This is a genomic window from Quadrisphaera sp. KR29 (assembly GCF_052644995.1).
On the sequence record NZ_JBQXXG010000007.1, the window covers coordinates 33,455 to 56,165 of the forward strand.

The 22,711-nt window shown below is 74.3% G+C and carries 20 protein-coding genes; 11 read left to right on the forward strand and 9 right to left on the reverse strand.

Going from position 1 to position 22,711, the window contains the following annotated elements:
• The first annotated feature begins 128 nt into the window (after nucleotides 1-128).
• Together ACUN9U_RS08165 and ACUN9U_RS08170 are read left to right on the forward strand one after the other, a co-directional pair.
• Entirely contained in the window at nucleotides 129-1,424 is a 1,296-nt protein-coding gene (locus ACUN9U_RS08165) for an acyltransferase family protein (RefSeq protein WP_445484448.1), read from the forward strand.
• A gap of 231 nt (nucleotides 1,425-1,655) precedes the next feature.
• Complete coding sequence (locus ACUN9U_RS08170) at nucleotides 1,656-1,973, forward strand: helix-turn-helix domain-containing protein (RefSeq protein ID WP_445484449.1); 318 nt, start codon at nucleotides 1,656-1,658, stop codon at nucleotides 1,971-1,973.
• A 127-nt stretch (nucleotides 1,974-2,100) separates the two neighbouring features.
• Here ACUN9U_RS08170 and ACUN9U_RS08175 read toward each other — a convergent pair whose 3' ends face one another.
• The 5 genes from ACUN9U_RS08175 to ACUN9U_RS08195 all read right to left on the reverse strand — a co-directional run bounded on the left by ACUN9U_RS08175 (nucleotide 2,101) and on the right by ACUN9U_RS08195 (nucleotide 7,031).
• Entirely contained in the window at nucleotides 2,101-3,561 is a 1,461-nt protein-coding gene (locus ACUN9U_RS08175; protein ID WP_445484450.1) for an amidohydrolase family protein, read from the reverse strand.
• A 94-nt stretch (nucleotides 3,562-3,655) separates the two neighbouring features.
• Entirely contained in the window at nucleotides 3,656-4,033 is a 378-nt protein-coding gene (locus ACUN9U_RS08180; protein ID WP_445484451.1) for a hypothetical protein, read from the reverse strand.
• Nucleotides 4,030-4,893 (reverse strand): DODA-type extradiol aromatic ring-opening family dioxygenase, encoded by an 864-nt coding sequence (locus ACUN9U_RS08185; protein WP_445484452.1) that lies wholly within the window; start codon nucleotides 4,891-4,893, stop codon nucleotides 4,030-4,032. Before ACUN9U_RS08185 ends, ACUN9U_RS08180 begins: the two co-directional genes overlap by 4 nt.
• A gap of 60 nt (nucleotides 4,894-4,953) precedes the next feature.
• The gene (locus ACUN9U_RS08190; protein WP_445484453.1) at nucleotides 4,954-5,787 is read right to left on the reverse strand and encodes a citryl-CoA lyase; all 834 of its coding nucleotides are present in this window, start codon (nucleotides 5,785-5,787) and stop codon (nucleotides 4,954-4,956) included.
• Nucleotides 5,784-7,031, reverse strand: a complete 1,248-nt coding sequence (locus tag ACUN9U_RS08195) for a CaiB/BaiF CoA transferase family protein (protein WP_445484454.1) — start codon at nucleotides 7,029-7,031, stop codon at nucleotides 5,784-5,786. The genes ACUN9U_RS08190 and ACUN9U_RS08195 overlap by 4 nt, the downstream gene beginning before the upstream one ends.
• A gap of 215 nt (nucleotides 7,032-7,246) precedes the next feature.
• On the opposite strand from ACUN9U_RS08195, the gene ACUN9U_RS08200 reads away from it, so the two are divergent.
• Together ACUN9U_RS08200 and ACUN9U_RS08205 are read left to right on the forward strand one after the other, a co-directional pair.
• Complete coding sequence (locus ACUN9U_RS08200; RefSeq protein WP_445484455.1) at nucleotides 7,247-8,071, forward strand: IclR family transcriptional regulator domain-containing protein; 825 nt, start codon at nucleotides 7,247-7,249, stop codon at nucleotides 8,069-8,071.
• 29 nt (nucleotides 8,072-8,100) lie between these two features.
• Nucleotides 8,101-8,982: an alpha/beta fold hydrolase gene (locus tag ACUN9U_RS08205; RefSeq protein WP_445484456.1), complete on the forward strand. Its 882-nt coding sequence runs from the start codon at nucleotides 8,101-8,103 to the stop codon at nucleotides 8,980-8,982.
• 30 nt (nucleotides 8,983-9,012) lie between these two features.
• On the opposite strand, the gene ACUN9U_RS08210 is transcribed toward ACUN9U_RS08205, so the two are convergent.
• Together ACUN9U_RS08210 and ACUN9U_RS08215 are read right to left on the reverse strand one after the other, a co-directional pair.
• Nucleotides 9,013-9,930, reverse strand: coding sequence for a DMT family transporter (locus ACUN9U_RS08210; RefSeq protein WP_445484457.1), 918 nt, complete (start codon nucleotides 9,928-9,930; stop codon nucleotides 9,013-9,015).
• A gap of 134 nt (nucleotides 9,931-10,064) precedes the next feature.
• Nucleotides 10,065-10,868 carry a MerR family transcriptional regulator gene (locus ACUN9U_RS08215; RefSeq protein WP_445484458.1) on the reverse strand — a complete coding sequence of 268 codons (804 nt, stop codon included), beginning with the start codon at nucleotides 10,866-10,868 and terminating at the stop codon, nucleotides 10,065-10,067.
• A gap of 50 nt (nucleotides 10,869-10,918) precedes the next feature.
• Here ACUN9U_RS08215 and ACUN9U_RS08220 point away from each other — a divergent pair, with 50 nt between their 5' ends.
• Nucleotides 10,919-11,287 (forward strand): VOC family protein, encoded by a 369-nt coding sequence (locus ACUN9U_RS08220; protein ID WP_445484459.1) that lies wholly within the window; start codon nucleotides 10,919-10,921, stop codon nucleotides 11,285-11,287.
• Nucleotides 11,288-11,536: 249 nt separating this feature from the next.
• The gene (locus ACUN9U_RS08225) at nucleotides 11,537-12,157 is read left to right on the forward strand and encodes a recombinase family protein (protein ID WP_445484460.1); all 621 of its coding nucleotides are present in this window, start codon (nucleotides 11,537-11,539) and stop codon (nucleotides 12,155-12,157) included.
• Between the two features lie 276 nt (nucleotides 12,158-12,433).
• On the opposite strand, the gene aceB is transcribed toward ACUN9U_RS08225, so the two are convergent.
• Together aceB and aceA are read right to left on the reverse strand one after the other, a co-directional pair.
• Nucleotides 12,434-14,158 (reverse strand): malate synthase A, encoded by a 1,725-nt coding sequence (gene aceB / locus ACUN9U_RS08230; protein WP_445484592.1) that lies wholly within the window; start codon nucleotides 14,156-14,158, stop codon nucleotides 12,434-12,436.
• A 65-nt stretch (nucleotides 14,159-14,223) separates the two neighbouring features.
• Complete coding sequence (gene aceA, locus ACUN9U_RS08235; RefSeq protein WP_445484461.1) at nucleotides 14,224-15,606, reverse strand: isocitrate lyase; 1,383 nt, start codon at nucleotides 15,604-15,606, stop codon at nucleotides 14,224-14,226.
• 230 nt (nucleotides 15,607-15,836) lie between these two features.
• Between aceA and ACUN9U_RS08240 the strand changes: the two genes are divergently transcribed.
• The 5 genes from ACUN9U_RS08240 to ACUN9U_RS08260 all read left to right on the forward strand — a co-directional run bounded on the left by ACUN9U_RS08240 (nucleotide 15,837) and on the right by ACUN9U_RS08260 (nucleotide 22,642).
• Nucleotides 15,837-17,336 (forward strand): helix-turn-helix domain-containing protein, encoded by a 1,500-nt coding sequence (locus tag ACUN9U_RS08240; RefSeq protein WP_445484462.1) that lies wholly within the window; start codon nucleotides 15,837-15,839, stop codon nucleotides 17,334-17,336.
• A gap of 102 nt (nucleotides 17,337-17,438) precedes the next feature.
• Nucleotides 17,439-18,095 (forward strand): helix-turn-helix domain-containing protein, encoded by a 657-nt coding sequence (locus ACUN9U_RS08245; RefSeq protein ID WP_445484463.1) that lies wholly within the window; start codon nucleotides 17,439-17,441, stop codon nucleotides 18,093-18,095.
• A 66-nt stretch (nucleotides 18,096-18,161) separates the two neighbouring features.
• Nucleotides 18,162-19,373, forward strand: a complete 1,212-nt coding sequence (locus ACUN9U_RS08250; RefSeq protein ID WP_445484464.1) for an acyl-CoA dehydrogenase family protein — start codon at nucleotides 18,162-18,164, stop codon at nucleotides 19,371-19,373.
• A 145-nt stretch (nucleotides 19,374-19,518) separates the two neighbouring features.
• Entirely contained in the window at nucleotides 19,519-21,192 is a 1,674-nt protein-coding gene (locus ACUN9U_RS08255; protein WP_445484465.1) for a long-chain-fatty-acid--CoA ligase, read from the forward strand.
• A 163-nt stretch (nucleotides 21,193-21,355) separates the two neighbouring features.
• Complete coding sequence (locus ACUN9U_RS08260) at nucleotides 21,356-22,642, forward strand: ATP-binding protein (RefSeq protein WP_445484466.1); 1,287 nt, start codon at nucleotides 21,356-21,358, stop codon at nucleotides 22,640-22,642.
• The last annotated feature ends 69 nt before the right edge of the window (nucleotides 22,643-22,711 follow it).

The following is a 22,711-nucleotide window of genomic DNA, read 5'->3' on the forward strand; positions in this document are numbered from 1 at the left end:
GCGACGCTAGGACGCGCACGGGCGCCGCGGCACTCCGCTTGCGGACGCCGGTCGCGGACGCCGGCCCCCGAGCGGCACGGGTGGTCTCGACTCGATCACGGGCGGGTCCGTCACGTACCGTCCGGGCTGTGACGACCCGCTCCGGGGCGGCTCGTCCCAGCCCGGGGCCCACGGCCCCGCCCACCCCGACGCCGCCGCCCCCCACGCCCGCGCCCCCGTCCGCACCGGCGTCCCGGCTGCCAGGCCTGGACGCCCTGCGCGCCGTGGCGCTCGGGCTCGGCATCGTGCTGCACACCCTGGCGCCGTTCCTGCCGGGCACCACCTGGTTCACCCCCGACCCGGTCTTCGCCCCCGCCGCCGACGTCGCCACCAGCGTGATCCACCTGTTCCGCATGGTGCTGTTCATGATGCTGGCGGGCTACTTCGGGCGGCTCGTGCTGACGCGGCGGGGCGCGGCCGCCTACGCCCGCGACCGCACGACGCGGATCCTCGTGCCGCTGTTCGTCTTCAGCCCCCTCGTCCTGATGTCGATCATCGGCATCGAGGAGCTGGCCCGCCGCCTGCGCGGCGACCCCGACCCGCTGCCACCGCTGCCCACCGGCATCCCGTTCTGGCTGTTCCGCGACCCCGCGCACCTGTGGTTCCTGTGGGTGCTCGTCCAGGTCTTCGTGCTCGTGCTGGTGGTGCGGGCGGTGGTGGTCGCCTGCGCCGGCCGCGAGCGCGCCGCCCGCTGGGCCGACCGCGCGGGGGCCGCGCTGGTGCTGCCCGGCGGGGTGGCGCTGGCGGCGCTGCCCTACCTCGTGGCGCTGCTGCTGCAGGGCACCGCCAGGTACGGGGTGGTGCAGCCCTCCCACCTCGACGTCATGGCCTCCACGCTGACCTGCTACGCCGGCGCCTTCGTGGTCGGCTGGCTGCTGCACGCCCGTCCCGACGCGCTCTCCCGGCTCGTGGCCTCCTGGCCGGCGCACCTGGGCGCGGCCCTGCTGCTGACCCCGCTGTTCGTGCTGCTGAAGGACACCGGCCCGATCGGCGTGACGGCGCCCGTGGGCGCGCTGGCCGGCTGGGCGTGGTGCTACGGGCTGGTGGGGCTGTTCCTGCGGGCGCTGTCGGGGGGCTCGCCGCGCGTGCGCTACCTGGCGGACTCCTCCTACTGGGTCTACATCGCCCACCTGCCGCTCACCGCGGTGGCCCAGCTGCTGCTGGCGCGCACCGGCTGGTGGCCGTCGCTGCAGCTGCTCGCCGCGTGGGCGCTCTGCGTGCCGCTGCTGCTGGTCAGCTACGACCTGCTGGTGCGCGGCACCTGGGTCGGGGCGTGGCTGAACGGGCGGCGCCACGAGCCGGTGCTCCTGCGCCGCCGGCGCCGGGCCCGTGGCCGCACGGCTGCGGACGGCGCCACCGGGGTGAGGCCGGTTCACCCGCGGTGAACGCCGCTTGACGCCAGCGGCGCGCAGCGGGCCTGCTGGGGCGATGCGGCTGCTCGTGCTCGGTGGGACGCGCTTCCTGGGGTGCCACGCCCGGAGCGCCCGGTGAGCCACGCGGCGGCGCCGCGGGCCGAGCGCCGGCTGCACGCCGTCCCCGGAGCACCGCCCGCGGGAGCCCCGCCCGCCCGGGTGTCGCCCGCCGGGGTTTCGCCCGCCGCGGCACCGTCGGCCGGGGTGCCGCTGCTGCGCGCGGCGGTCGGGGCGCGGCTGCGGCGGGCCCGGACCGCCCAGGGGCGCTCCCTGCGGGAGGTCGCCGCGGCGGCGGGCGTCTCCACGGGCCACCTCTCGCAGGTGGAGCGCGGCCAGGCCGAGGCCTCGTCAGAGGTGCTGCGCGCGGTGTGCCGCTCGCTGTCGCTGCCGCAGGCGGTGCTGCTGCGCGCTGTGGCTGCCGACCTGGCGCTGGCCGAGACGGTCGCCGTCCTGGCCCCGGCGGTGGCTCCCGCGGCCGACCCGGTGCCGGCGCGCGCGGCGGTGCAGGCCCTGGCCGCCTGAGCACCGCCCCGACCTCGCAACCGAGCGCCCGGCTGCGGTTCCCGGGCCCTCCGGAAGCACAACCGAGCGCCCGGCTGCGGTTCCCGGGCCCTCCGGAAGCGCAACCGAGCGCCCGGCTGCGGACGGGTCAGGCGCCGGCGGCGGCGTGCGTGGCCGCGCTCCGGTAGTCCGTGTACTGGTACGGGTTGTCGAGGATCTCCGTCACCGGGACCTCGGGGTTCATCCCCGCCCGCCAGGCCTCCTCGCCGAGGGAGGAGCGCAGGTGGTCCACCGTGTCCTGCGCCGCGGCGCGCAGGCCCGGCAGGTCGGCGCCGACCAGGCGGCCGTCGCGCTTCACCACCGCGCCGTCGACGAGCACCGTGTGCACGTCGCCGCGGCCCGCCTGGAAGACCACGTGCCCGTAGGGGTTGACGACGGGGAACATCGACGGCGAGTGGTCGTTCTTCAGCAGCACCAGGTCGGCCTTGAGGCCGGCCTTCACCTGCCCGACCACGCCGTCCAGCCCCAGGGCGCTGGCGCCGCCGCGGGTGGCCCACTCGACCACGTGCTCGGCGCGCAGGTGCGAGTGCGTGACGGTCCCCCCGGTCTCGTGGGCGCGGCAGTGCTCGTAGGACCTGTCGGCGCCGAGGGTGGAGCGCATCGCGGCGAACAGGTCCGAGGAGAACCACACGCTGGTGTCCACCGACAGCGACGCCCCGATGCCGTGCTCGCGCGCCTTCATGGCCGGCGGGTGGCCCTGCCCGCAGCTCTGCTCGCTCTCGGTCGACAGCGAGATCGTGCCGCCGGTGGCAGCGATGCGCTGGTAGGAGTCGTCCGACAGCGTCGCGGCGTGCACGTAGACGTCTCCGGGGCGCATGAGGCCGTGCTCGTGGGCCAGCCGGATGCCGTCGTCGTTGGTCGCGCCCCACACCCCCGCGTGCGTGGTCACCGACAGCCCCAGCTCCCGGGCGGCCTCGTAGGCGGCCTTCTCGGGGAAGGAGGGATCGCCGGTGACGTCGAAGGCCAGCTGGAAGCCGATGCGCGGGTGCGCCTCGCGGTGGCGGGCCATGAACGCGCGGAAGTCGGCGCTGTTGGCCCACTCCCACGGCGCCCCGAAGATGTTGCCCGGCGCGAAGACGAAGCGGCCCGGGGACGCGGCGAGCGCGGCGATGGCGGCCTCGGCGTGGTCGGTGGTGCGCAGCCCGTGCGACCAGTCGACGGTGGTGGTCACCCCGGCGTCCAGAGCGTCCAGCGCCGACAGGGCGTTGCCGGTGGCGACGTCCTCGGGGCGGAAGGTGACGCCGTGCTCGAGGTAGTACCAGACGAAGTACTGCGTGAGCGTCCAGTCGGCGCCGTAGCCGCGCATGGCGGTCTGCCACAGGTGGCGGTGGGTGTCGACCATGCCCGGCATGAGGATGCCGCCGCTGGCGTCGAGCTCCTCGGTGCCCTCGGGGACGGCGAGGCGCTGGCCGGGGCCGCCGACCTCGGCGATGCGGTCGCCGGTGACGAGCACGTCGGCGTCGTGCAGGACGGTGCGCGTGTCGTCCATCGTCAGGACGAGGGCGTGGCGGAAGACGGTGCTGCTCGGGCTGCTGGTGCTGGTGGACATGGACGGCTCCTTCGCCGGCGGGATCTGGCGGGTGCTGCTGGTGCGTGGCGGTCGGGTGGCGGTCGGGTGGCGGGCGGGTGCTGGTCAGGCGGGGTCACAGGGCGACGCTGGGGTACTCCCTGCCGGTCCAGGCCGAGAGCTTGGCGGCGTACTCGCGCTGGAAGCTCAGCGGCCCGGAGCGCGCGGCGTACTCCTCGTCGTAGAGGGCGATGAAGATCGTCAGGACGAGGAAGAAGTGCGCGCCCATCTCGAACAGGGCGACGTAGTCGTGCTCGACCAGCGCCCGCCGCTCGGCGTCGGTCAGGGAGATCCAGGAGGTCTTCTCCACCGTGCGCGCGCCGGTGCCGAGCCAGGGGCCGATCTCGCTCTCCCAGCGGGCCACGAGCGCCGCGGGGTCGGCCTTGTACTCCGCCAGCAGGGACGGGTCGCCGTCGACCTGGTAGAGGAACTTGTTGACCGCGTACTTGCTCACCGGGGGTCCCCCTCGGGGTACCACGTCATGTACATCTCGCGGGTGTGGAAGAGGTCCAGGTCGTCCACGTAGGCGGCCTTCTCGGGCCCGGCGATCCCGAGCATGAGCACGAGGTCGAGGAAGCCGGGGGTCGCGTTGCCCGCGGCCGTCATCGACTCCCACGTGACGTCCTTGAGGATCGAGTCGACGTCGCCCTCGGCCAGCCACCGGATGGCCTGCAGGTCCCACTCGGGGTCCGGGCCGTGCTCGCCGAACATCCGCGGCCCGCCCAGCTCCAGGGACAGGTGCCCCGAGCCGACGGCGGCGACGTTCACGTCCGCCGGCCACTCCTCGATGATCGACCGGATGGCGCGGCCCAGGTCGTAGAAGCGCTTCGCGCTCGGCAGCGGCGGGGCGAAGATGTTGGTGTAGACCGGCACCACCGGCAGGTCCGCCTGCGGGCGGGTGGTGATGATCGGGCAGATGATCGAGTGGTCGATCTTCAGCTCGTGGCTGATGGAGAAGTCGAAGCCGCGGTCCAGCAGCCCGGAGAACATGAACCCCGAGAGGTCCTCGTGGCCGGTCAGCTCGTAGGTGGGCAGGGAGAACTCGCGGACCTCGTTGTAGAAGGTCGCGTCGTAGCGGGCCTGCTTGCCGATGAGGAAGGTCGGGTAGTTGTCGGCGAAGAACTGGTGGAAGTGGTCCGAGCCGACCATCACCAGGACGTCGGGCCGCGCGGCGGTCAGCGTCTCGCGGTAGGCCAGGACCTTGCGCTTCCACTCCGCGGCGAAGGGCGGCTGCTCCTCGGGCGGCGTCAGCTCGGTGAGCTTGTGGAAGAACGGGTGGTGCGTCGTGGCGAGCACGGCCGACAGGCGGGCCATGTCGTCTCCTTCCTCTACCGACGTCGTCGTGGGCGGGTGGTGCGAGGCGCTGGAGCGGGACTAGGGGTGCTGCTCGGGCAGCGGGTCGGGCGCCACCGAGCGGTTGTTGAGGTCGACGGCCAGGAACACGTCGTTGGCCACCGGGTGCCGCAGCTCCTCGGCGAGCTGGCCGATGAGCCCGGCGGTGCGGGCCAGCAGCGCGAACCCGCGCAGCAGCTCCATCGGCAGCCCGAGGTCGGCCAGCACCGCCCCGCAGGTGCCGGCACCGTTGAGCGGGAGCCGCTTGCCGAGCACCTCCGGCGCCACCCTGCCGATGGCGGTGAACAGCGCCAGGTGCGGGCCGACCAGGTCCTCCTCGGCGGCGATCTGCTGCAGGCGCGGGGTGCGGGGGTCGCCGTCCTTGTGCACGTGGTGCCCGAGGCCGGGGATGCGGCGGCCAGCGGCGTGCTCGGCGCCCACGGCCGCGCGGGCGAGGGCGTCCCAGCCCGCGTCGTCGCCGGCGGCCGGCAGCGGGCCGTCGCCCGCGGCGCCGACCAGCGCGGCGTGCAGGAAGCGGCCGCAGTCCTCGGTCACCCCCAGGAAGCGCGAGCCGCCGCCGAGCAGGCCCGCGGCCAGCGCGCCCTGCACCGAGTCGGGCGCCGAGAGGTAGGTCAGGCGGGTGACGATGGCGGTGGGCGTGAAGCCGTGGTCGGCCAGGGCGGCCAGCACCGCCTCGAACAGGCGGGTCTGCCCGGGGCTCGGGCGGCGCTGGGTGGCCAGCCAGTAGGCGAGCTCCCCGAAGCCGACGGTGCCCATGACGTCGCGGGCGAGGTCGTGCCCGAGCAGGGTGATGGTCTCCCGGCTCGAGGCGCCCAGGGCCGTCTCGTAGACCGGGCGCTGCGCCGGCTGGCTCACCGCCCCTCCCCCGGCGCCGCGGGCAGCTGCTCGTGGGGCGGGCCCGCCAGCCACTTGCGCACCGCGTCGTCGTCGGCGCCCAGCGGCGGCGGGGGCGTGCGGTAGGTCGCCGGGGTCGCGGAGAGGCGGATCGGGTTGCGGACCACCGGCACCGCGGCCTGCCCCTCCCCGACGTGCACCACCGGCTCCAGGCCCAGCTGCTCGGCCAGGGCCACCCCGCCGTCGATGGTGTTGATGGGCCCGCACGCCACCCCGGCTGCGGTGAGCACCTCGAACCACTCCTGGCTCGTGCGCTGCGCGAGGGCCTCCAGCAGCAGCGGGCGCAGCTGCTCGCGGTGGCGGTTGCGGTCCTCGGTGGCCGCGAACCGCGGGTCGTCCACCAGCTCGGGCAGGCCCAGCGCGCCGGCCAGCTTGGCGAACTGCGCGTTGTTGGCGGCCACCACCACCAGCTGCCCGTCGGCGGTGGCCAGCGGCTCGTAGGGGAACAGCGACGGGTGGGCGTTGCCCATCCGGAACGGCACCTGCCCAGCGGCGATGTACGTCGAGGAGTGGTTGGCCATCGCCGACAGCGCCGTGGAGAGCAGGTTCACCTCCACGTGCTGGCCCTGCCCGGTGCGCTCGCGGTGCCGCAGCGCGGCGAGCACGCCGATGGTGGCCTGCATCCCGGTCATGATGTCGAAGACGGAGACCCCCGAGCGGTACGCCTGCCCGTCGGGGTCGCCGGTCAGGCTCATGAGCCCGGAGGCGGCCTGCACGATGAGGTCGTAGCCGGGCAGCGAGGCGCCGCCGGCGCTGCCGAAGCCGCTGATGGAGGCGTAGACGACGGCGGGGTTGGTCGCGGCCACGGAGGGGTAGTCCAGGCCGAACTTGGCCAGCCCGCCGGGCTTGAAGTTCTCGATGACGACGTCGGCCCGCCGGGCCAGCTCCTGCGCCAGGGCGCGGTCGGCGGGGTCCTTGAAGTCGAGCACGACGTCGCTCTTGTTGCGGTTGATGCCCAGGTAGTACGTCGAGACGCCGTCGCGCTCGGGCGGGGACCAGCCGCGGGTCTCGTCACCGGCCGGGCTCTCCACCTTGACCACCGTGGCGCCCAGGTCCCCCATGAGCTGGGTGGCGTACGGGCCGGCCAGCACGCGGGAGAAGTCGGCCACGAGCAGGCCGTCGAGCGCGCCGGCCGCGGGGCCCTCGGAGCGCTCGTCGGCGCGGTCGGCGGGCTGGGCGGCAGCGGCGGGGGCTGCGGTCGTCATCGACCCTCCTGCACATCCGGAAGCGGCGGACGGTTGTCCGCTGTGCGGACACCGGTCATGCTGCACCCGTCGGGCCCGCTGGTCAACGCCTGGGGGGCCGGGACCCGCGGGCACCGCCGTCCGCGCCTCCCGGGCAGGTGCCATGCTGCTGCGCGCGCGACCGACCAGCGGGGCCGCGGCGCCCGAGACGGACGAGCACCAGGAGGCACGAGGACGTGCGCGAGACCGGCAGGCAGCGGACCAGCCCCGACTTCGTCGAGGCCGTCGCCCGCGGCCTGGACGTCATCAGGGCGCTCGGCGCCGCCGCGCCGGCGATGCCGCTCAGCGAGGTCGCCGAGCGCGCCGGCCTGGCCCGCCCCACCGCGCACCGCATCCTGCTGACGCTGGCCGACCTGGGCTACGTGCGCGCCGAGGCCGGCTCCTTCTCCCTCACCCCGCGCGTGCTCGATCTCGGCATGGCCTACGTCACGGCCAGCGGGCTCTGGGACGCCGCGCACCACCACCTGCGCCAGCTGGGCGACGCCACCGGCGAGTCGTGCTCGGTGGCGCAGCTGGACGGCTCCGACGTCGTCTACGTCGCCCGCGTCGCCGTCCCCAAGCTCGTCACCCTGCGCGCCGACGTCGGCACGCGCTTCCCGGCCGCCGTCACCTCCCTGGGCAAGGTGCTGCTGGCCGACCTGCCGGTCGACGAGCTGCGCCGGGTGCTCGCCACCCCGTCGCGCTCCGGGGTCACCACCGCCGCCCCGGTGGACCCGGCGGCCCTGGAGGAGGAGCTCGCCCGGGTCCGCCAGCAGGGCTGGGCGGCCACCGACCAGCAGCTGGCGCCGTCGGTGCGCTCCGTCGCCGCGCCCGTGCGCGGCGCCGGGGACCGGGTGGTGGCGGCCGTGAACGTCAACGCGCACGCCCTGGAGACCTCGATGGAGACCCTCGTCGAGCACCACCTACCCCTGCTGCTCCAGACCGCCGCGGCCATCTCCGCCGACCTGGCGCTCCTGCAGTCGGTGCCGTCGGAGCTGCGCGCGCCGGGCGCCCGGCGATGAGTCCGCAGCGCGGGGAGGGTCAGCACGCCATGAGCTCCACGGCCAGCACCACCTGGACCACGGGCGTCCTGCAGGTCCCCGGCGCCCGCCTGCACCACGAGGTGGCCGGGCCGCCGGACGCCCCCGTCGTCGTCCTCGTCGGCCACCCCGCCGGCGCTGACGACTTCCGCGACCTCGGCGCCCACCTCGCGACAGACCACCGCGTGCTCCTGCACGACCCGCGCGGCTTCGGCGCCAGCCCCCTGGACGACCCCGACGACGACGCCGACCCCGACCGCCTCGCCGACGACGTCGCCGCCCTGCTCGACCACGTGGCCGGCCCGGGCGCGCGCGCCGACGTCTTCGGCTCCAGCGGCGGCGCCGTGACCGGGCTGGCCTTCGCGGCGCGCCACCCCGACCGGCTCCGGGTCCTCGTGGCCCACGAGCCGCCGCTGTTCGAGGTGCTGCCCGACGGCGCCGAGCGCCGCGCCGACGCCGAGCGCGTGGTGGCCGTGCTCCAGGAGCAGGGCGTGTGGCCGGCCATGGGCGCGTTCATGGCGCTGGCCGGGTTCGAGGCACCCGACGGCGGTGACCACCCGCCGACCGCCTCTGCGGACCCCCAGCCGCCGGCCGACCCCACCGACCAGCACGTGGCGGCGATGACCCGGATGCTGCGCCACGGGCTGCGGACCGTGTGCGGGTACGCCGTCGACGTCGACGTCCTGCGCGCCGCGGAGGCGACCGGAGCGCGGGTGGTGCTGGCCGCCGGGCGCGAGTCCGGACGTCAGCTCGCCCGCCGCGGCGCCGAGGGCGTGGCCGCCCTGCTCGACCGCGAGGCGGCCATGGTCACCGGCGGCCACGTCGACTGGGTGCCGTGGATGGGCGGCGACCCCGAGCGGTTCGCGCGCCAGCTGCGCGCGCTGCTGGCCTGAGGCCCGCCGTCCGGCCCGCGGGACGACGGGTCAGGGTGCGGCGACCGCCGGGTCGGGCACCGTCCGCCGGCGCGGGGGCGCCGTCGCCAGCACCGACCCGGCCAGCACGAGCACCGCTCCCAGCGCCGTCCACCCCGTCAGGCGCTCCCCCAGCACCGCGGCGCCGGCGGCCACCGCGACGAGCGGGTTGACGTAGACCACCGTGGTGGTGCGCACCGGCCCCACCGCCGCCACCAGCGCCCCGAAGAGCAGGAACGCCCCGGCGGTGCAGACCACCCCGAGGACGACGACGGAGAGGACCACCGCGGAGGAGGGCAGCTGCGCCGGCACGCCCGGGCCCAGCAGCACCACCGGCAGGTAGACCAGCGCCGAGAGCGCCAGCGAGCACGCCATCACCCCGGCGCTGGGGACGTCGCGCAGGCGCGCCCCGAGCACCCACGCACCGATGGCGTAGCAGACCACCACCACCGCCATCTCCAGCACGGCCACGGGGTCGGCCCCGGTCAGCGAGACGCCCACCAGCGCCGCCACCCCCAGCGTGCCCACCAGCAGGCCGAGCACGCCGCGGGTGCCCATCGGGTGGTGCGGGGAGTCGTCCAGCCCGGCGCGGCGGGCGACCGCCCCCACCGCCACGCCCACCAGCGGCACGGCCGCGATGAGCAGCGCGGTGGTCGAGCTGGGCAGCGAGCGCTCCGCGCGGGCCAGCATGAGCCAGGGGACGAGCACCTCGAAGGCGGTGTAGGCCAGCAGGGGCCGCCAGCGGCGCAGCGCGGGCAGCACCTCCCGGCGCAGCAGCGCCAGGGGCAGCAGCAGGAGCGCGCCCAGCGCGGTGCGCGCCAGCACCAGCACCGACGGCTGGAGCTCGGTGACGGCGATGGCGATGAAGAGGTACGGGATGCCCCAGGCGATGCCGAGGCCGGCGAAGAGCAGGGCGGAGCGGCGGTTCACGAGCGCATCACAGCGCCATCCTGGGCGACGGGGCACTCCGCTCCGCGCCGCCGGGCCGTGCCGGCACCCGCTCGCGCGGGAGCTGGCAGGACCTCGACGGCGCGGTGGCAGGAACCCGCCCCTGCGCCGGCCGGTCAGCCCTCGACGGCGTCGTGGCGCGCCGCGTTGGCGTGGGCGGCGTCACGCACGTACTGCGCCAGCCCCGGGGCCACCCCCTCGTAGGCGGCGCTGAAGCGCGGGTCGTCCACGTAGAGCTGGCTCACGGAGCGGTGCATCGCGTGGGACATGGCGTAGAAGCGCTCGCACACGTGGAGGCGGTGGCGCTCCGCCACGTCCATGGCTGCGGTGCCGTCAGCCGGCTCCCCCGCGGCCAGCAGCTCGGCGAAGGCGGCGTTGAGGGCGTCCCCCTCGGCCTTCACCTGCTGCCAGTCGGCCCTGGTGTACCGAGCGGTGCGCTGCTGGGACTGGGCCCACGCGTCCGTGTCGCCCCACCGCTGCTGCGCTTCGGCGGCGTAGTCCTCGCTGAAGTGCTCCCCGAACAGCTCGCGCTGCTCGGCAGGGGTCAGCTGGTTCCCGGTCATCCTCGCCTCCAGTGCTCTCTCGATCGCCGCGAGGAGGTCTGCGTCCTCCTGCAGCCTGGCCGTGACCGCGTCGCGCTGGCGCCGCAGGTGGTCGACCTGCCCCTCGCCGTCGGCCGCCAGCAGGGCGCCGACCTCCTCCAGCGAGAAGCCCAGGCGCCGGTACACCACCGCCGCCTGAAGGCGCTCGACGTCGTCGGGTGCGTAGAGGCGGTACCCGGCGGCGCTGCGCCCCGAGGGACGGACCAGCCCGACGGCGTCGTAGTGGTGCAGCGTGCGGACGCTGACGCCCGTCAGCTCGGCCACGCGCCCGACCGTCAGCTGCGGGTCGTCGTCGCGGTCCTGGTGCGGTGCGGTCACGGTGACCACCGTGGCGCCTGACGCCGCGTGAGGGTCAAGCGGTTCCGGCGATGAGCCGTGGGACGCTCGGCGGTCAGAGGGGCATGGCCTTCACCCGCGTCCTCGCCCAGGCAGCCGTCAGCGACGCCGAGGCGGCAGAGCGCTGGTACGCAGCGCTGTTCGACGCCTCACCCGACGCCCGTCCCATGGACGGGCTGCTGGAGTGGCACCTCACGGACACCGCCGGGGTGCAGGTGTGGCGCGAGCCGGCGCGCGCGGGCCGCTCGTGCGTCGTCCTGGGCACCGACGACCTGGACGCCCTCGCCGACCGCCTCACCCGGGTCGGAGCCGCTCGAGCTGCCGTCGAGGCCGGGGGCGGTGCGCGCCTGCTGCGGCTGTCCGACCCGGACGGCAACCTCGTGGTGGTCACGGGCGCCTGAGCCTCGCCACGGGCGGCGTCCGCAGGAGGTCCCCCGGGCGGGCGCGCCCGCGGGCGGGTCATCCGGGCACCGCAGGTCAGCGGCTCAGCGCCCGTCACCCTCCGCGTCACGTGACCCCTGAACGGGTGAGATCCGGCCACGGGCACTGCCGCGGTGCCGCGCGAGGTCGACCGTTCTCGGGCAACGGCTCACACCGCCGCCGGCCCCGGCGCAGCGAGGCGCCCTGACCGGCCAGCCCAGGAGTCAACGATGCCCGGTCTGCTCATCGGCTACGCCCGCTGCTCCACCGACGGCCAGGACCTCACCGCACAGCGCACCGCCCTCGCCGAGATGGGCGTCGCCGCCGCGCGGATCTACGTCGACCACGGCCTGACCGGCACCAACCGCGACAGACCCGGTCTGCGGGAGGCGATGGCCGCCTGCCGCGAGGGCGACACCCTGGTGGTCACCAAGCTGGACCGGCTCGCCCGCTCCCTGCCCGACGCCCGCGCCATCCTGGAGGAGCTCACCCTCCGCCAGGTGCGCCTCAGCCTCGGCGGGTCCGTGCACGACCCCACCGACCCCGTCGGCCGGCTGCTCTTCAACGTGCTGGCGATGGTGGCGGAGTTCGAGGCGGACCTGATCCGCATGCGCACGCGCGAGGGCATGAAGATCGCCAAGGCGAAGGGGCACCTGCGCGGCAAGCCACCGAAGCTGAGCCGCACGCAGGAGGCGCACCTGGTGGAGCTGCTGGCCGAGGGCCGGCACAGCACCGCGGAGATCGGTGAGCTGTTCGGTGTCTCGCGCGCGACGGTCTACCGCGCCCAGCAGCGCGCGACGGCGAGGGCGCAGGCGGTCGCCGGCGAGCGGACCGGGGCGGGACGGCGGTGACGCCGGCGGCTGTCCCGGCGGGAGCGCCGCCGGGACAGCCGCCGACCGCTGGACCGTGTCAGCTCTCGTTCGCGTCTCTGCTCAGACGTCGATCAGGTGCCCGGTGAGCGGTGGTGGGCGAGACGCTCGTCGGCGGTGATGGTCGACCAGCAGCGTGCTCAGCCCACCTTCTCGCGCGGGCTCACGAAGCGCAGCCCGCTGGTACCGGACCGCTGCTGGCGCGCCCGCCAGCAGCGGGGTGGTGGGCGGCGGGGGACCGCACCACCACCCCACCCGTCACGGCACCTCGACCAGGTGCCCGACGTAGGCCACCGTGGTCAGGAACGCGGGGAAGGAGTCCTCGGCCAGGGCCACCTCCCGGAAGATGTCAGCTGCCTCGTCGATGTGGTCTCCTTCGCGTCGCGGCAGGTACTCCACGACGTCGTCCAGCACCTGCTCGACCCGCTGCGCGGTGACGACCTGCCCGTCATCGGCGGTGACAGCGCCCCAGCGGACCCACTGCCACACCTGGGCCCGGGAGATCTCCGCCGTGGCGGCGTCCTCCATGAGCCCGTCGATGGCGACGGCGCCGGTTCCCCCGAGCCACGCCGCGACGTACCGCACTGCCGCCGAGACGTTGGTGCGCAGGCCGTCGGAGGTGACTCGTCCCGGCACAGAGGCCACGTCGAGCAGTCGAGCCGCCGTCGTCGGGTCCGCCGGGAGGGGCTCTGGCAGCTGGTCGAGCTCACCGCGGGCCCACCGCTCATCGCGCCCGTCGAAGGCCGACCGGGCGACCTCGACGAGGCCGGGGTGGGCCACCCAGCTGCCGTCGAAGCCCATGCGCGCCTCGCGCTCCTTGTCTGCGCGGACCTTCTCCAGCGCCTTGGCGGTGGCAGCGGGGTCGGAGCGCTGGGGGATGAAGGCGCTCATCCCACCGATCGCTTGCGCCCCGCGCCGGTGACAGGTCTCCACCAGCAGCTGGGCGTAGGCGGCCATCGGAGGCACGGTCATCGTGACGTCGGCCCGGTCGGGCAGCGTCCAGGCCGGGCCGCGCTCACGGAAGGTCTTGATGATCGAGAAGATGTAGTCCCAACGGCCGGCGTTGAGGCCGGCGCAGTGGTCGCGCAGCTCGTAGAGGACCTCCTCCATCTCGAAGGCGGCGTGGATGGTCTCCACGAGGACGGTGGCTCTGATGGTTCCGTGGCTCAGGCCGAGGCGCTCCTCGGTGAGGGTGAAGACCTCGTTCCACAGCCGCGCCTCCTGGTGGCTCTGGACCTTGGGCAGGTAGGCGTACGGTCCCTTGCCCGCATCCACGAGCTCGCGGGCGCAGCCGGTGGCGTACAGGGCCCAGTCGACCAGTGACGCCGAGGCAGGGCAGCCCTGACCGGTGGAGTCACGCGGGTCGACGATCCGCAGGTGCTTCTCGGTCAGGTGCCAGCCCCGTGGGCGAACGACGATCGTCGTGTCTGCCGTGCGGTGCCCCTCTCGCGGCTGGCCGTCGGGGCTGACCGGGAGCACGTCGTAGCGACGGCCGTCCGAGGCGGTGTGCGTGAGGCGGCCGCGGACGGCGTCGCGCAGCACGAGCTGGGAGGTGATGACGTTGCTCCACGTGGGGCTGCTGGCGTCCTCCAGGTCAGCCAGCCAGACCAGGGCTCCGGAGTTGAGGGCGTTGACGGCCATCTTCGGCTCGCACGGTCCGGTGATCTCGACGCGCCGGTCCTGCAGGCCCGGGCCGGGACCAGCGACGCGCCAGCCCGGGTCGGCGCGGACGTGGGCGGTCTCGGGCAGGAAGCCCGGGGTGAGGCCGCCGTCGATCCGGGCCTGGCGCTGGGTGCGGTCTGTCAGCAGGTCGTGGCGGCGCCCGGCGAAGCGGCGGTGCAGCTCACCGATCAGGGCGAGGGCCTCGTCGGTGAGCACCTCCTCTCCGCGCTCTGGCAGCCCGCCCAGCACCTGGACGCCGTGCTGGGGGTGGGAGACGGAGACGGCCGAGCTGTCCGTCGCAGGCGAGGACCAGCGCCGCATCGGGGCCACGGGACCACGCGCGCCGTAGTCGGGCCTGTCGGGGGAGTGCTGCCTGGTCTGCGCGCTCATGCGTGGACCTGCCCCTCAGCGTCGGTGTGGAACTGCTCGGCCTCGGTGGAGCCGTGCAGCGCCAGGGTGGTGCTGGCGGGGTCGACGGCGGTGGAGACCCTGTCGAAGTACCCGGTTCCCACCTCGCGCTGGTGGCGGGTGGCGGTGTAGCCGTCGGCCTCGGCGGTGAACTCGGCCTCCTGCAGCTCCACGTAGGCGCTCATCGCGCGGTCTCGGTACCCGCGGGCCAGCTGGTACATCGAGTGGTTGAGGGCGTGGAAGCCGGCCAGGGTGATGAACTGGAAGGCGTAGCCCATCGCCGCCAGCTCGCGCTGGAAGCGCGCGATGGTGGCGTCGTCGAGGTGGCGCCTCCAGTTGAAGGACGGCGAGCAGTTGTAGGCCAGCAGCTTGCCCGGGAAGCGCGCGTGGACCGCCTCGGAGAAGCGGCGGGCCAGGTCGAGGTCCGGCACGGACGTCTCCACCCACAGCAGGTCGGCGACCTCGGCGTACGCGAGCCCGCGCACGATCGTGGTCTCCTCTCCGGGGCGGGTGCGGAAGAAGCCCTCCGCGGTGCGCTCGCCGGTGAGGAAGGGCCTGTCGCGCTCGTCGACGTCGCTGGTGATGAGGTCGGCGGCGAGGGAGTCGGTGCGGGCGATGATGACCGTGTCGGTCCCGGCGACGTCGGCGGCCAGGCGCGCCGCGGCCAGGGTGCGCAGGTGCTGGGACGTGGGGACGAGCACCTTGCCGCCGAGGTGGCCGCACTTCTTGGCCGAGGAGAGCTGGTCCTCCCAGTGCACGCCGGCGGCGCCGGCCTCGATCATGGCCGTCATGAGCTCGTAGGCGTTCAGCGGTCCGCCGAAGCCGGCCTCGGCGTCGGCGACGACCGGGGCGAGCCAGTCGCGGGTGGCCGTCCCGCCGTTCTCGAGCCTGTCGATCTGGTCGGCGCGCAGCAGGGCGTTGTTGATGCGCCGGACCACGGTGGGGACGGAGTCGACCGGGTAGAGCGACTGGTCTGGGTAGGTGTGCCCGGAGGTGTTGGCGTCGGCGGCGACCTGCCAGCCGGACAGGTAGATGGCCTCCAGGCCCGCGCGGACTTGCTGGACGGCCTGGTTGCCGGTGAGCGCACCGAGGGCGGGCACCCACTCGCGGGTGTGCAGCTGGCGCCACAGGCGCTCGGCGCCGCGTCGGGCGAGGGTGTGCTCGACGGCGACCGAGCTGCGCAGCGCCACGACGTCCTCGGCGGTGTGGGTGCGGGTGATGCCGGCCCAGCGCGGGTCGCTGGCCCAGCGGGCGGTGATCTGCTGGGCGGTCTCGGTCTGGTCGCCCGGCAGCGGTCCCGCGGTGGCGGGGGCGGGGGCCGTGGTGGGGCGCTCGGTCGTCGGAGGGGCGAGCGTGGTCATGGCGGTCTCCTCGGCGGTGGCGGTGAAGGGGGTTCTCGCCCAGCGCTGCACGGGTCTGCGCAGCGCCGGGCGGGAGGTCGGTGGGAGTGGGTCACCCGCCAGCAGGACGACGGTTCGTCGTCGTGAGATGACTCTGGGGCCCGCTTCCCGCCGTCACCAGGCCCTGTCGAGCAGAAGTCCGAGCGTTCTTCTGCTTCCGCGAACCGGGACCGGTCTGTCAGGCTGCCGCGGTGAGCGCCGACGCCACCGCCCGACCCACCGCACCCGAGGCGGGCCTGGACGCCCTGACCGTGGGGCGCCGCGTGCGACACCTGCGCACCGCGCGGGGCATGACGCTGGAGGAGCTGGCCGCCGCCGTCGGGCGCGCGCCCAGCCAGGTGTCGGTGCTGGAGAACGGCAAGCGGGAGCCGAAGCTGTCCGTGCTGCAGGCCGTCGCTGCGGCGCTCGGGTGCACCCTGGCCGACCTGCTGGTCGAGGCCCCGCCCACCCGGCGCGACGCGCTGGAGATCACCCTGGAGCGCTACCAGCGCGGTGCCGTCTTCGCCGGTCTGGGACTGCCCGAGGTGCGGTTGGGCCGGGGGCTGCCCACCGACGTCCTGGAGCTCGTGGTCGGGCTGCAGGAGGAGGTGCTGCGCCTGCACGCCGAGCGCTCGGCCACCCCGGAGGAGGCCCGCCGCGCCAACGCCGAGCTGCGCGCGCAGATGCGGGAGCGCGACAACCACGAGCCGGCGCTGGAGGAGCGCGCCGCCGAGCTGCTGCGCGCCGTCGGGCACACCGGTGGGCCGCTCTCGCAGGGCCGTGCGGCAGGGCTGGCCACCCTCCTGGGGTTCTCACTGCACTACGTGGGCGACCTGCCGCCCACCACGCGCAGCGTCACCGACCTCGAGCACGGCCGGATCTACCTGCCCGCGGCCCGCTCGGGGGCCGCCGGGAGCTCTGGTGATGCTCGCGCGGTGCTGCTGCAGGCGCTGGGAAGCATCGTGCTGGAACACGGCGAGCCGCGCTCGTACGCCCAGCTGCTGCGCCAGCGGGTGGAGTCGAACTACCTCTCGGCGGCCCTGCTGCTTCCGCAGGACTCCGCCGTGGCCTTCCTGCGCCGCGCCAAGGCAGACCGGGAGCTGTCGGTGGAAGACCTGCGCGACGCGTTCGCCGTGCCGTACGAGACCGCCGCGCACCGCTTCACCAACCTGGCCACCGTGCACCTGGACCTGCCGGTGCACTTCATGAAGGTGGACCGGGCCGGGCGAATCCTGAAGGCCTACGAGAACGACGGCGTGCGCTTTCCCACCGACGCCCTGGGGGCGGTCGAGGGGCAGCCGGTGTGCCGGCACTGGACGGTGCGCACGGTGTTCGACATCGCCGACCAGCTCAGCCCGTACCACCAGTACACCGACACCGCGGCGGGGACGTTCTGGTGCACCGCGCGCACGCAGCCCGGCTCTGGCGGCGCGGGGGAGGGGCTCGACCACTCCGTTGCGCTGGGGGTGCCGTACGCGCACGTGAAGTGGTTCCGCGGTCGTGACACGACGGAGCGGGCCGCGTCCTCCTGCCCGGACCCGGCGTGCTGCCGGCGAGCCGTGCCCGACGTCGCCACACGTTGGGAGGGACGTTCGTGGGCCAGTCCGCGCACTCCGGCGAGCCTGCTGGCCTCGACCCCGGTCGGCTCCTTCGGCGGGGTGGACACCCCGGCGGTGTACGACTTCCTGGAGTCGCACGCTCCGAAGGGCTGAGCCCGGCCCTGGAGGTGCCCTGCACCAGGAGCAGTGCCAGGGCCCGCTGCGCCGCTCCGGCGCCCGGCTGAGGGAGCGGGTCGCCGCCGTAGCCTGCGCGGCATGGCGTCCGAGCTCGCTCCTCCCCCCGTCCCCACGCCGATGGCGGCAGCCGTCGAGGTGTTCGCAAGGCGCGGCTACGACGAGGCGTCGGTCGAGGAGATCGCTGAAGCGGCAGGGGTGAGCCGCAGCACCTTCTTCCGCAGGTTCGGGTCGAAGGAGGAGGTCGTCTTCTCCGACCACGAGGTGCTCCTGGCCGGGTTGGAGGCTCAGCTGGCCGCCTCCAGCGCTGAGGCGGTGGCCGCCGTCTGCGATGCAGCGGTCGCGGTCTTCGAGCACCACGTCAGCCTGGGGGAGGTCTCTCGGGCCCGGTACCGCCTGGTCCGCGGTCACCCGGTGCTGCGCGACCGCGAGCTCGTCATGGCCCACCGCTACGAGGTGCTCTTCGCCCGCCACCTGGTCCGCGCGCTGCACGACGGCGACACTGCCGTCGGCTGCGCGGCCGCCGTCGTCGCCGTGCACAACCGCGTGCTGCGCACGTGGCTGGACGCCGAGGACGCGACCGCCGCCGACCCCGCGGACCTGCGGGAGCGGCTGCAGCGCGTGGCCGGGCTGCTGCTGGCCGACCGGCCCGGCCGCGGGCGCGTGGTGGTGCTCGGCGTGCAGGGCGAGGGGAGCCCTGCCCAGATCGCTGAGGCCGTGCGCACCGCGCTGCAGTGACAACAGCGGTGAAACTCAGTACCGTTCCTTCGGCACTCAGTCCCATCGAAGGAGTCGGTGACGCCGGTGACCACGACGACGACCACGCCGCCCGAGGCCGACTACGGCCTGCGCGAGCCCCTCGATGCGGACTTCGCAGGCGTGCTCACCCACCTGCCTGCCGAGGATGAGGCCTACCGCCAGCGTGCCCGTGCCTTCGTCCAGGACGAGGTGCTGCCCGTCATCGACGGCTACTGGGACCGAGCCGACTACCCGCTGCACCTCGTGCGTCGCTTGGGGGAGCTGGACCTGCTGCGCGATGGCCTCGAGGTCGAGGGGACGCCGCCGATGTCTCACCTGGCCGCCTGCCTCGTGCACATGGAGCTGGCCCGTGGCGATGGCTCAGTCGCCACCATGCTCGCTGTGCAAGGCGGCCTGGCGATGCGCTCCATAGCCCTGCTGGGGAGCGAGGAGCAGCGCCAGCGCTGGCTCGGGCCCATGGCCCGCGGGGAGCTGCTGGGCGCCTTCGCCCTCACCGAACCCGCACACGGTTCCGACTCGGTCTCCCTGGAGACCCGGGCGACGCGCGTGCCCGGGGGAGTGATGCTCAACGGCGAGAAGAAGTGGATCGGCAACGGCTCCGCCGGGGGCCTCACCGTGGTGTGGGCCCGCGGCGAGGACGAGGAGGTCCACGGCTACGTCGTGCCCCAGGAGTCCGCCGGGTACAGCGCGACCACGATCACCGGCAAGGTGTCCCAGCGAGCCATCTGGCAGGCGCACGTCCGCCTGCAGGACGTCTTCGTCCCCGACGACTGCGCCCTCCCCGGGGCCCGCACCTTCAAGGACACCTCGAGAGTGCTGCGGGCCACCCGCCTGGGCGTGGCGTGGGACGCGCTGGGGCACGCCACCGCCTGCTACGAGGCTTCGGTGTACTACGCCAAGAGCCGCATCCAGTTCGGCCGCCCGCTGGGCGCCTCCCAGCTGGTGCAGGAGCGCCTGGCCCGCGCCGCCACCGACCTCACGAGTCTGCAGGCGACCCTGGTCGCGTTCACCGCGCTGGACGCCGCCGGGCAGCTGAGCGGGCCGCAGGCCTCGATGGCGAAGTACACCGCGACGCGCACCGCGCGCCGGATGGCGTCCGACGCGCGGGACCTGCTGGGCGGCAACGGCATCCTGCTGGAGCACCGGGTGGGCCGGCACTTCGCCGACGTCGAGGCCATCCACACCTACGAGGGCACCGAGTCGGTGCAGGCGCTCATCCTCGGGCGCGCCATCACCGGACTGTCCGCCTTCGCCTGACACCGGCCAGCCGCACCAGCCGAGCGAGCCCGACGACGCCCCACCTGGAGCGCTGCTAGCGGCCAGCAGCGCAGTGTCCAGGGCACCACCCTGCCAGAGGCCAACACGAGCGGCTGTCACCGATGACGGCCACAGAGAGGACGCCATGAGCTCCGCAACTGCCGATTACGCGGCCACCGATGAGCTGGCCTCGGCCGCTGACACCCGGGGGGTGACGTGGCCGGACCCGCGCGCGGACGCCCTGACGGGTCCCGGCCTGGGCTCGTTGTCAGTCGCCTCCCTGCTGGCCTCCTCCGCACAGCGCCATGGCGAGCGCATCGCCGTCGTCTGCGGTGAGGACTTCTTCACGTACGCCGAGCTGTGGGATCAGGCCCGCGCGTACGCCGGAGCGCTTCGCGCCCGTGGCGTCGGTCCTGGCGACCGGGTCGCTGTCCTGGTGCCCAACACCCCGGACTTTCCTCGCGTCTACTTCGGAGTGCTGGCCCTGGGCGCCGTCGTCGTGCCCGTCCACCTGCTCTTCACCGCCGACGAGGTCGAGCACGTCCTGCGCGACTCCGGGGCCACCCTCGTGGTGGCCGCTGCTCCCGTGCTGGCGGCAGCTCTGCCCGCGGCCGCGGCCGCTGGCGTGCCGGTGGTGACGCTGCTCGTGCCCGACGAGCTGCGCGAGAAGGTGCCAGCTGCGCGCCTGGAGGACGAGGCCCGCACCGTCGAGCCCCTGGACAGGCTCGTGCCGACTCCTCCGCTGGCGCCCGCCACCGTGCTCTACACCTCCGGCACCACCGGGCGGCCCAAGGGCGCGGTCGGCAGCCACCTGGCGATCGTCGAGAACGTCAACGCCGTGCTCATCGACTGCTTCGACATGCGCACCGGAGACGTCGTCTTCGGAGGCCTGCCGCTGTTCCACACCTTCGGGCAGGTGTGCGTCATGAACACCGCCTTCCGCATCGGCGCGACCGTGCTGCTGCTGCCGAAGTTCGATCCGTCCACCGCGCTGAGGATCATGCAGACCGAGCGCGCGAACGTCTTCATCGGTGTGCCCACGATGTTCGGCGCGCTGCTGCAGGCCGCCGGACCTCACCGCCAAGCCGGCGGGGAGCTACCAGCCCTGCGCTACGCCGTCTCCGGCGGCGCCGCGCTGCCCGAGGCCGTCCTGGAGAAGTTCCAGCAGGTGTACGGCGCCCCGGTGCACGAGGGCTACGGCCTCACCGAGACCTCTCCGGTCGTCTCCTTCAACAAGGTCGGCGACCCAGCGGTCGCTGGCTCGGTGGGCGACGCGGTGTGGGGCGTGGAGACCGCCATCGCTGACCTGGCCCACCCCGAGCGCATCATTGCGGTGCCGGCAGGGGAGCGCGGCGAGCTGGTGGTGCGCGGGCACAACCTCTTCAAGGGCTACCTGGGCAACCCCGACGCGACGGCCGAGGCGGTCGTGGAGGGGTGGCTGCGCACGGGTGACATCGCCACCCAGGACGCCGACGGGCGCATCCGCATCGTCGACCGGGCCAAGGACATGATCATCCGCAACGGCTACAACGTGTACTGCCGCGAGGTGGAGGAGGTCCTGGTCCGCTACCCGGGCGTCGCGTCGGTGGCGGTCTTCGGCGTGGCCGACGAGCAGCACGGCCAGGAGGTGCACGCCGCCGTCGTCGTGGAGGACTCCGAGGCCGGTCGCTCCTTCGACCCCGACGCCATGGTGGCCGAGGCCCGCACCCGCCTGGCCGCGTACAAGTACCCGCGGGTGGTGCACGTGCGGGAGGCGATGCCGCAGGGGCCCAGCGGCAAGGTGCTCAAGCGGGAGCTGGTCGCCGAGTACCAGGGCTGACGTCCCGCGGAACGGCTGGCGGGCGACGTCACCGGAAGGGTGACCTCGTCAGGACCGGAGCTGATTGCCCGCCCGCCGGACCTGAGGGCGCGGACAGTGATCGAGCACGAGGCGCCTTCCAACACAGACCGTGAGGCGCACTCCGACCTGCAGAGGAGCTGATGTGAGCCAGGTGACGCTGCGTTCCTTCCACGCCGACGACGTCGAGGGCGTCCTGGCCCTGTGGGAGGCGTCCAGCCGCTCGGCCGGGCAGCCCGTGTACGGGCTGGCCGAGGTGCTGGCCTCTTGCGAGAAGGACCACGCCGTCGTCGCCCACGCGGCCGGTCGGCTGGTCGGCGCCGTGGTGGGGCGCGCCGCCCACGCCCAGGGTTGGGTGGTCTTCCTGGGCACCGCCCCCGGTCACGAGTCCCTCGGTGACCGACTGCTCGCTGCCCTCGAGCGGGAGATGACGGGTACTGGGCTGACGAAGCTGTCTGCCCTGCTCACTGACGACCCGGTGGGCCTAGACGCCTTCCACCGCCAGGGCTTTCGCGCGCTTAAGGACCTGCACTACCTCGAGCGAGACCTGCCCCTGCAACGCGCGGAGGTCGCCCTGCTGGCCGAGCTGGGCGGGCGGATGCTCCCGCGTGACCGCTGGGACGCCATCGGAGGCATGACGGAGGAGAAGGGCCTGCTGGAGCGGCGCCTGGTGGTGCCGCTGGCGCACCCTGAGGTCGCGGACCGGTTCGGGGTGGCACCGCCGCGGGCCGTGGTGCTCTTCGGCCCACCGGGGACGGGCAAGACGACCTTCGCCAAGGCCATCGCCTCTCGCCTGGAGTGGCCGTTCGTGGAGGTCTTCCCCTCCCGGCTGGCCGCCGACCCCGCGGGCCTGGCTGGCGCCCTGCGGGAGACCTTCGCCAAGATCGCGGCGCTGGAGCACGTGGTGGTCTTCATCGACGAGGTCGAGGAGATCGCCGGTCGCCGCGGCGGGGAGCCGCCCTCGCCGCTGCAGGGGGTCACCAACGAGCTGCTCAAGCTCATCCCCGCGTTCAGGGAGCAGCCCGGGCGGCTGCTGGTGTGCGCCACCAACTTCATCCGCGCCATCGACGGGGCGTTCCTGCGCCACGGCAGGTTCGACTACGTGCTGCCCATCGGGCTGCCCGACGCCGCCGCGCGCCGCGCGATCTGGCAGGCCTACCTGCCTGCTGGGGCTGATGGGCGGGTCGACCTGGCTGACGTTGTGGCCTCCAGTGAGGGCTTCTCTCCCGCTGACATCGAGTTCGCTGCGCGGCGCGCCTCGCAGTCAGCGATGGAGCACGCGATGGCCACCGGGTCCGATCCCACTGCCCTCACTGGCGAAGGACCCACCACGCAGGACTACCTGCGCGCCGTGGCCAGCACCCGCGCCACGGTGTCGGCCGAGGCCGCCGCGGAGTTCCAGGAGGACATCACGAGCCTGGCCCGGCTCTGACGAAGGGCCGCCCGTGCGTCAGCGTCGCTGACGCACGGGCGGCCCTTCGTCGTCAGGTGCCTCTGCCCC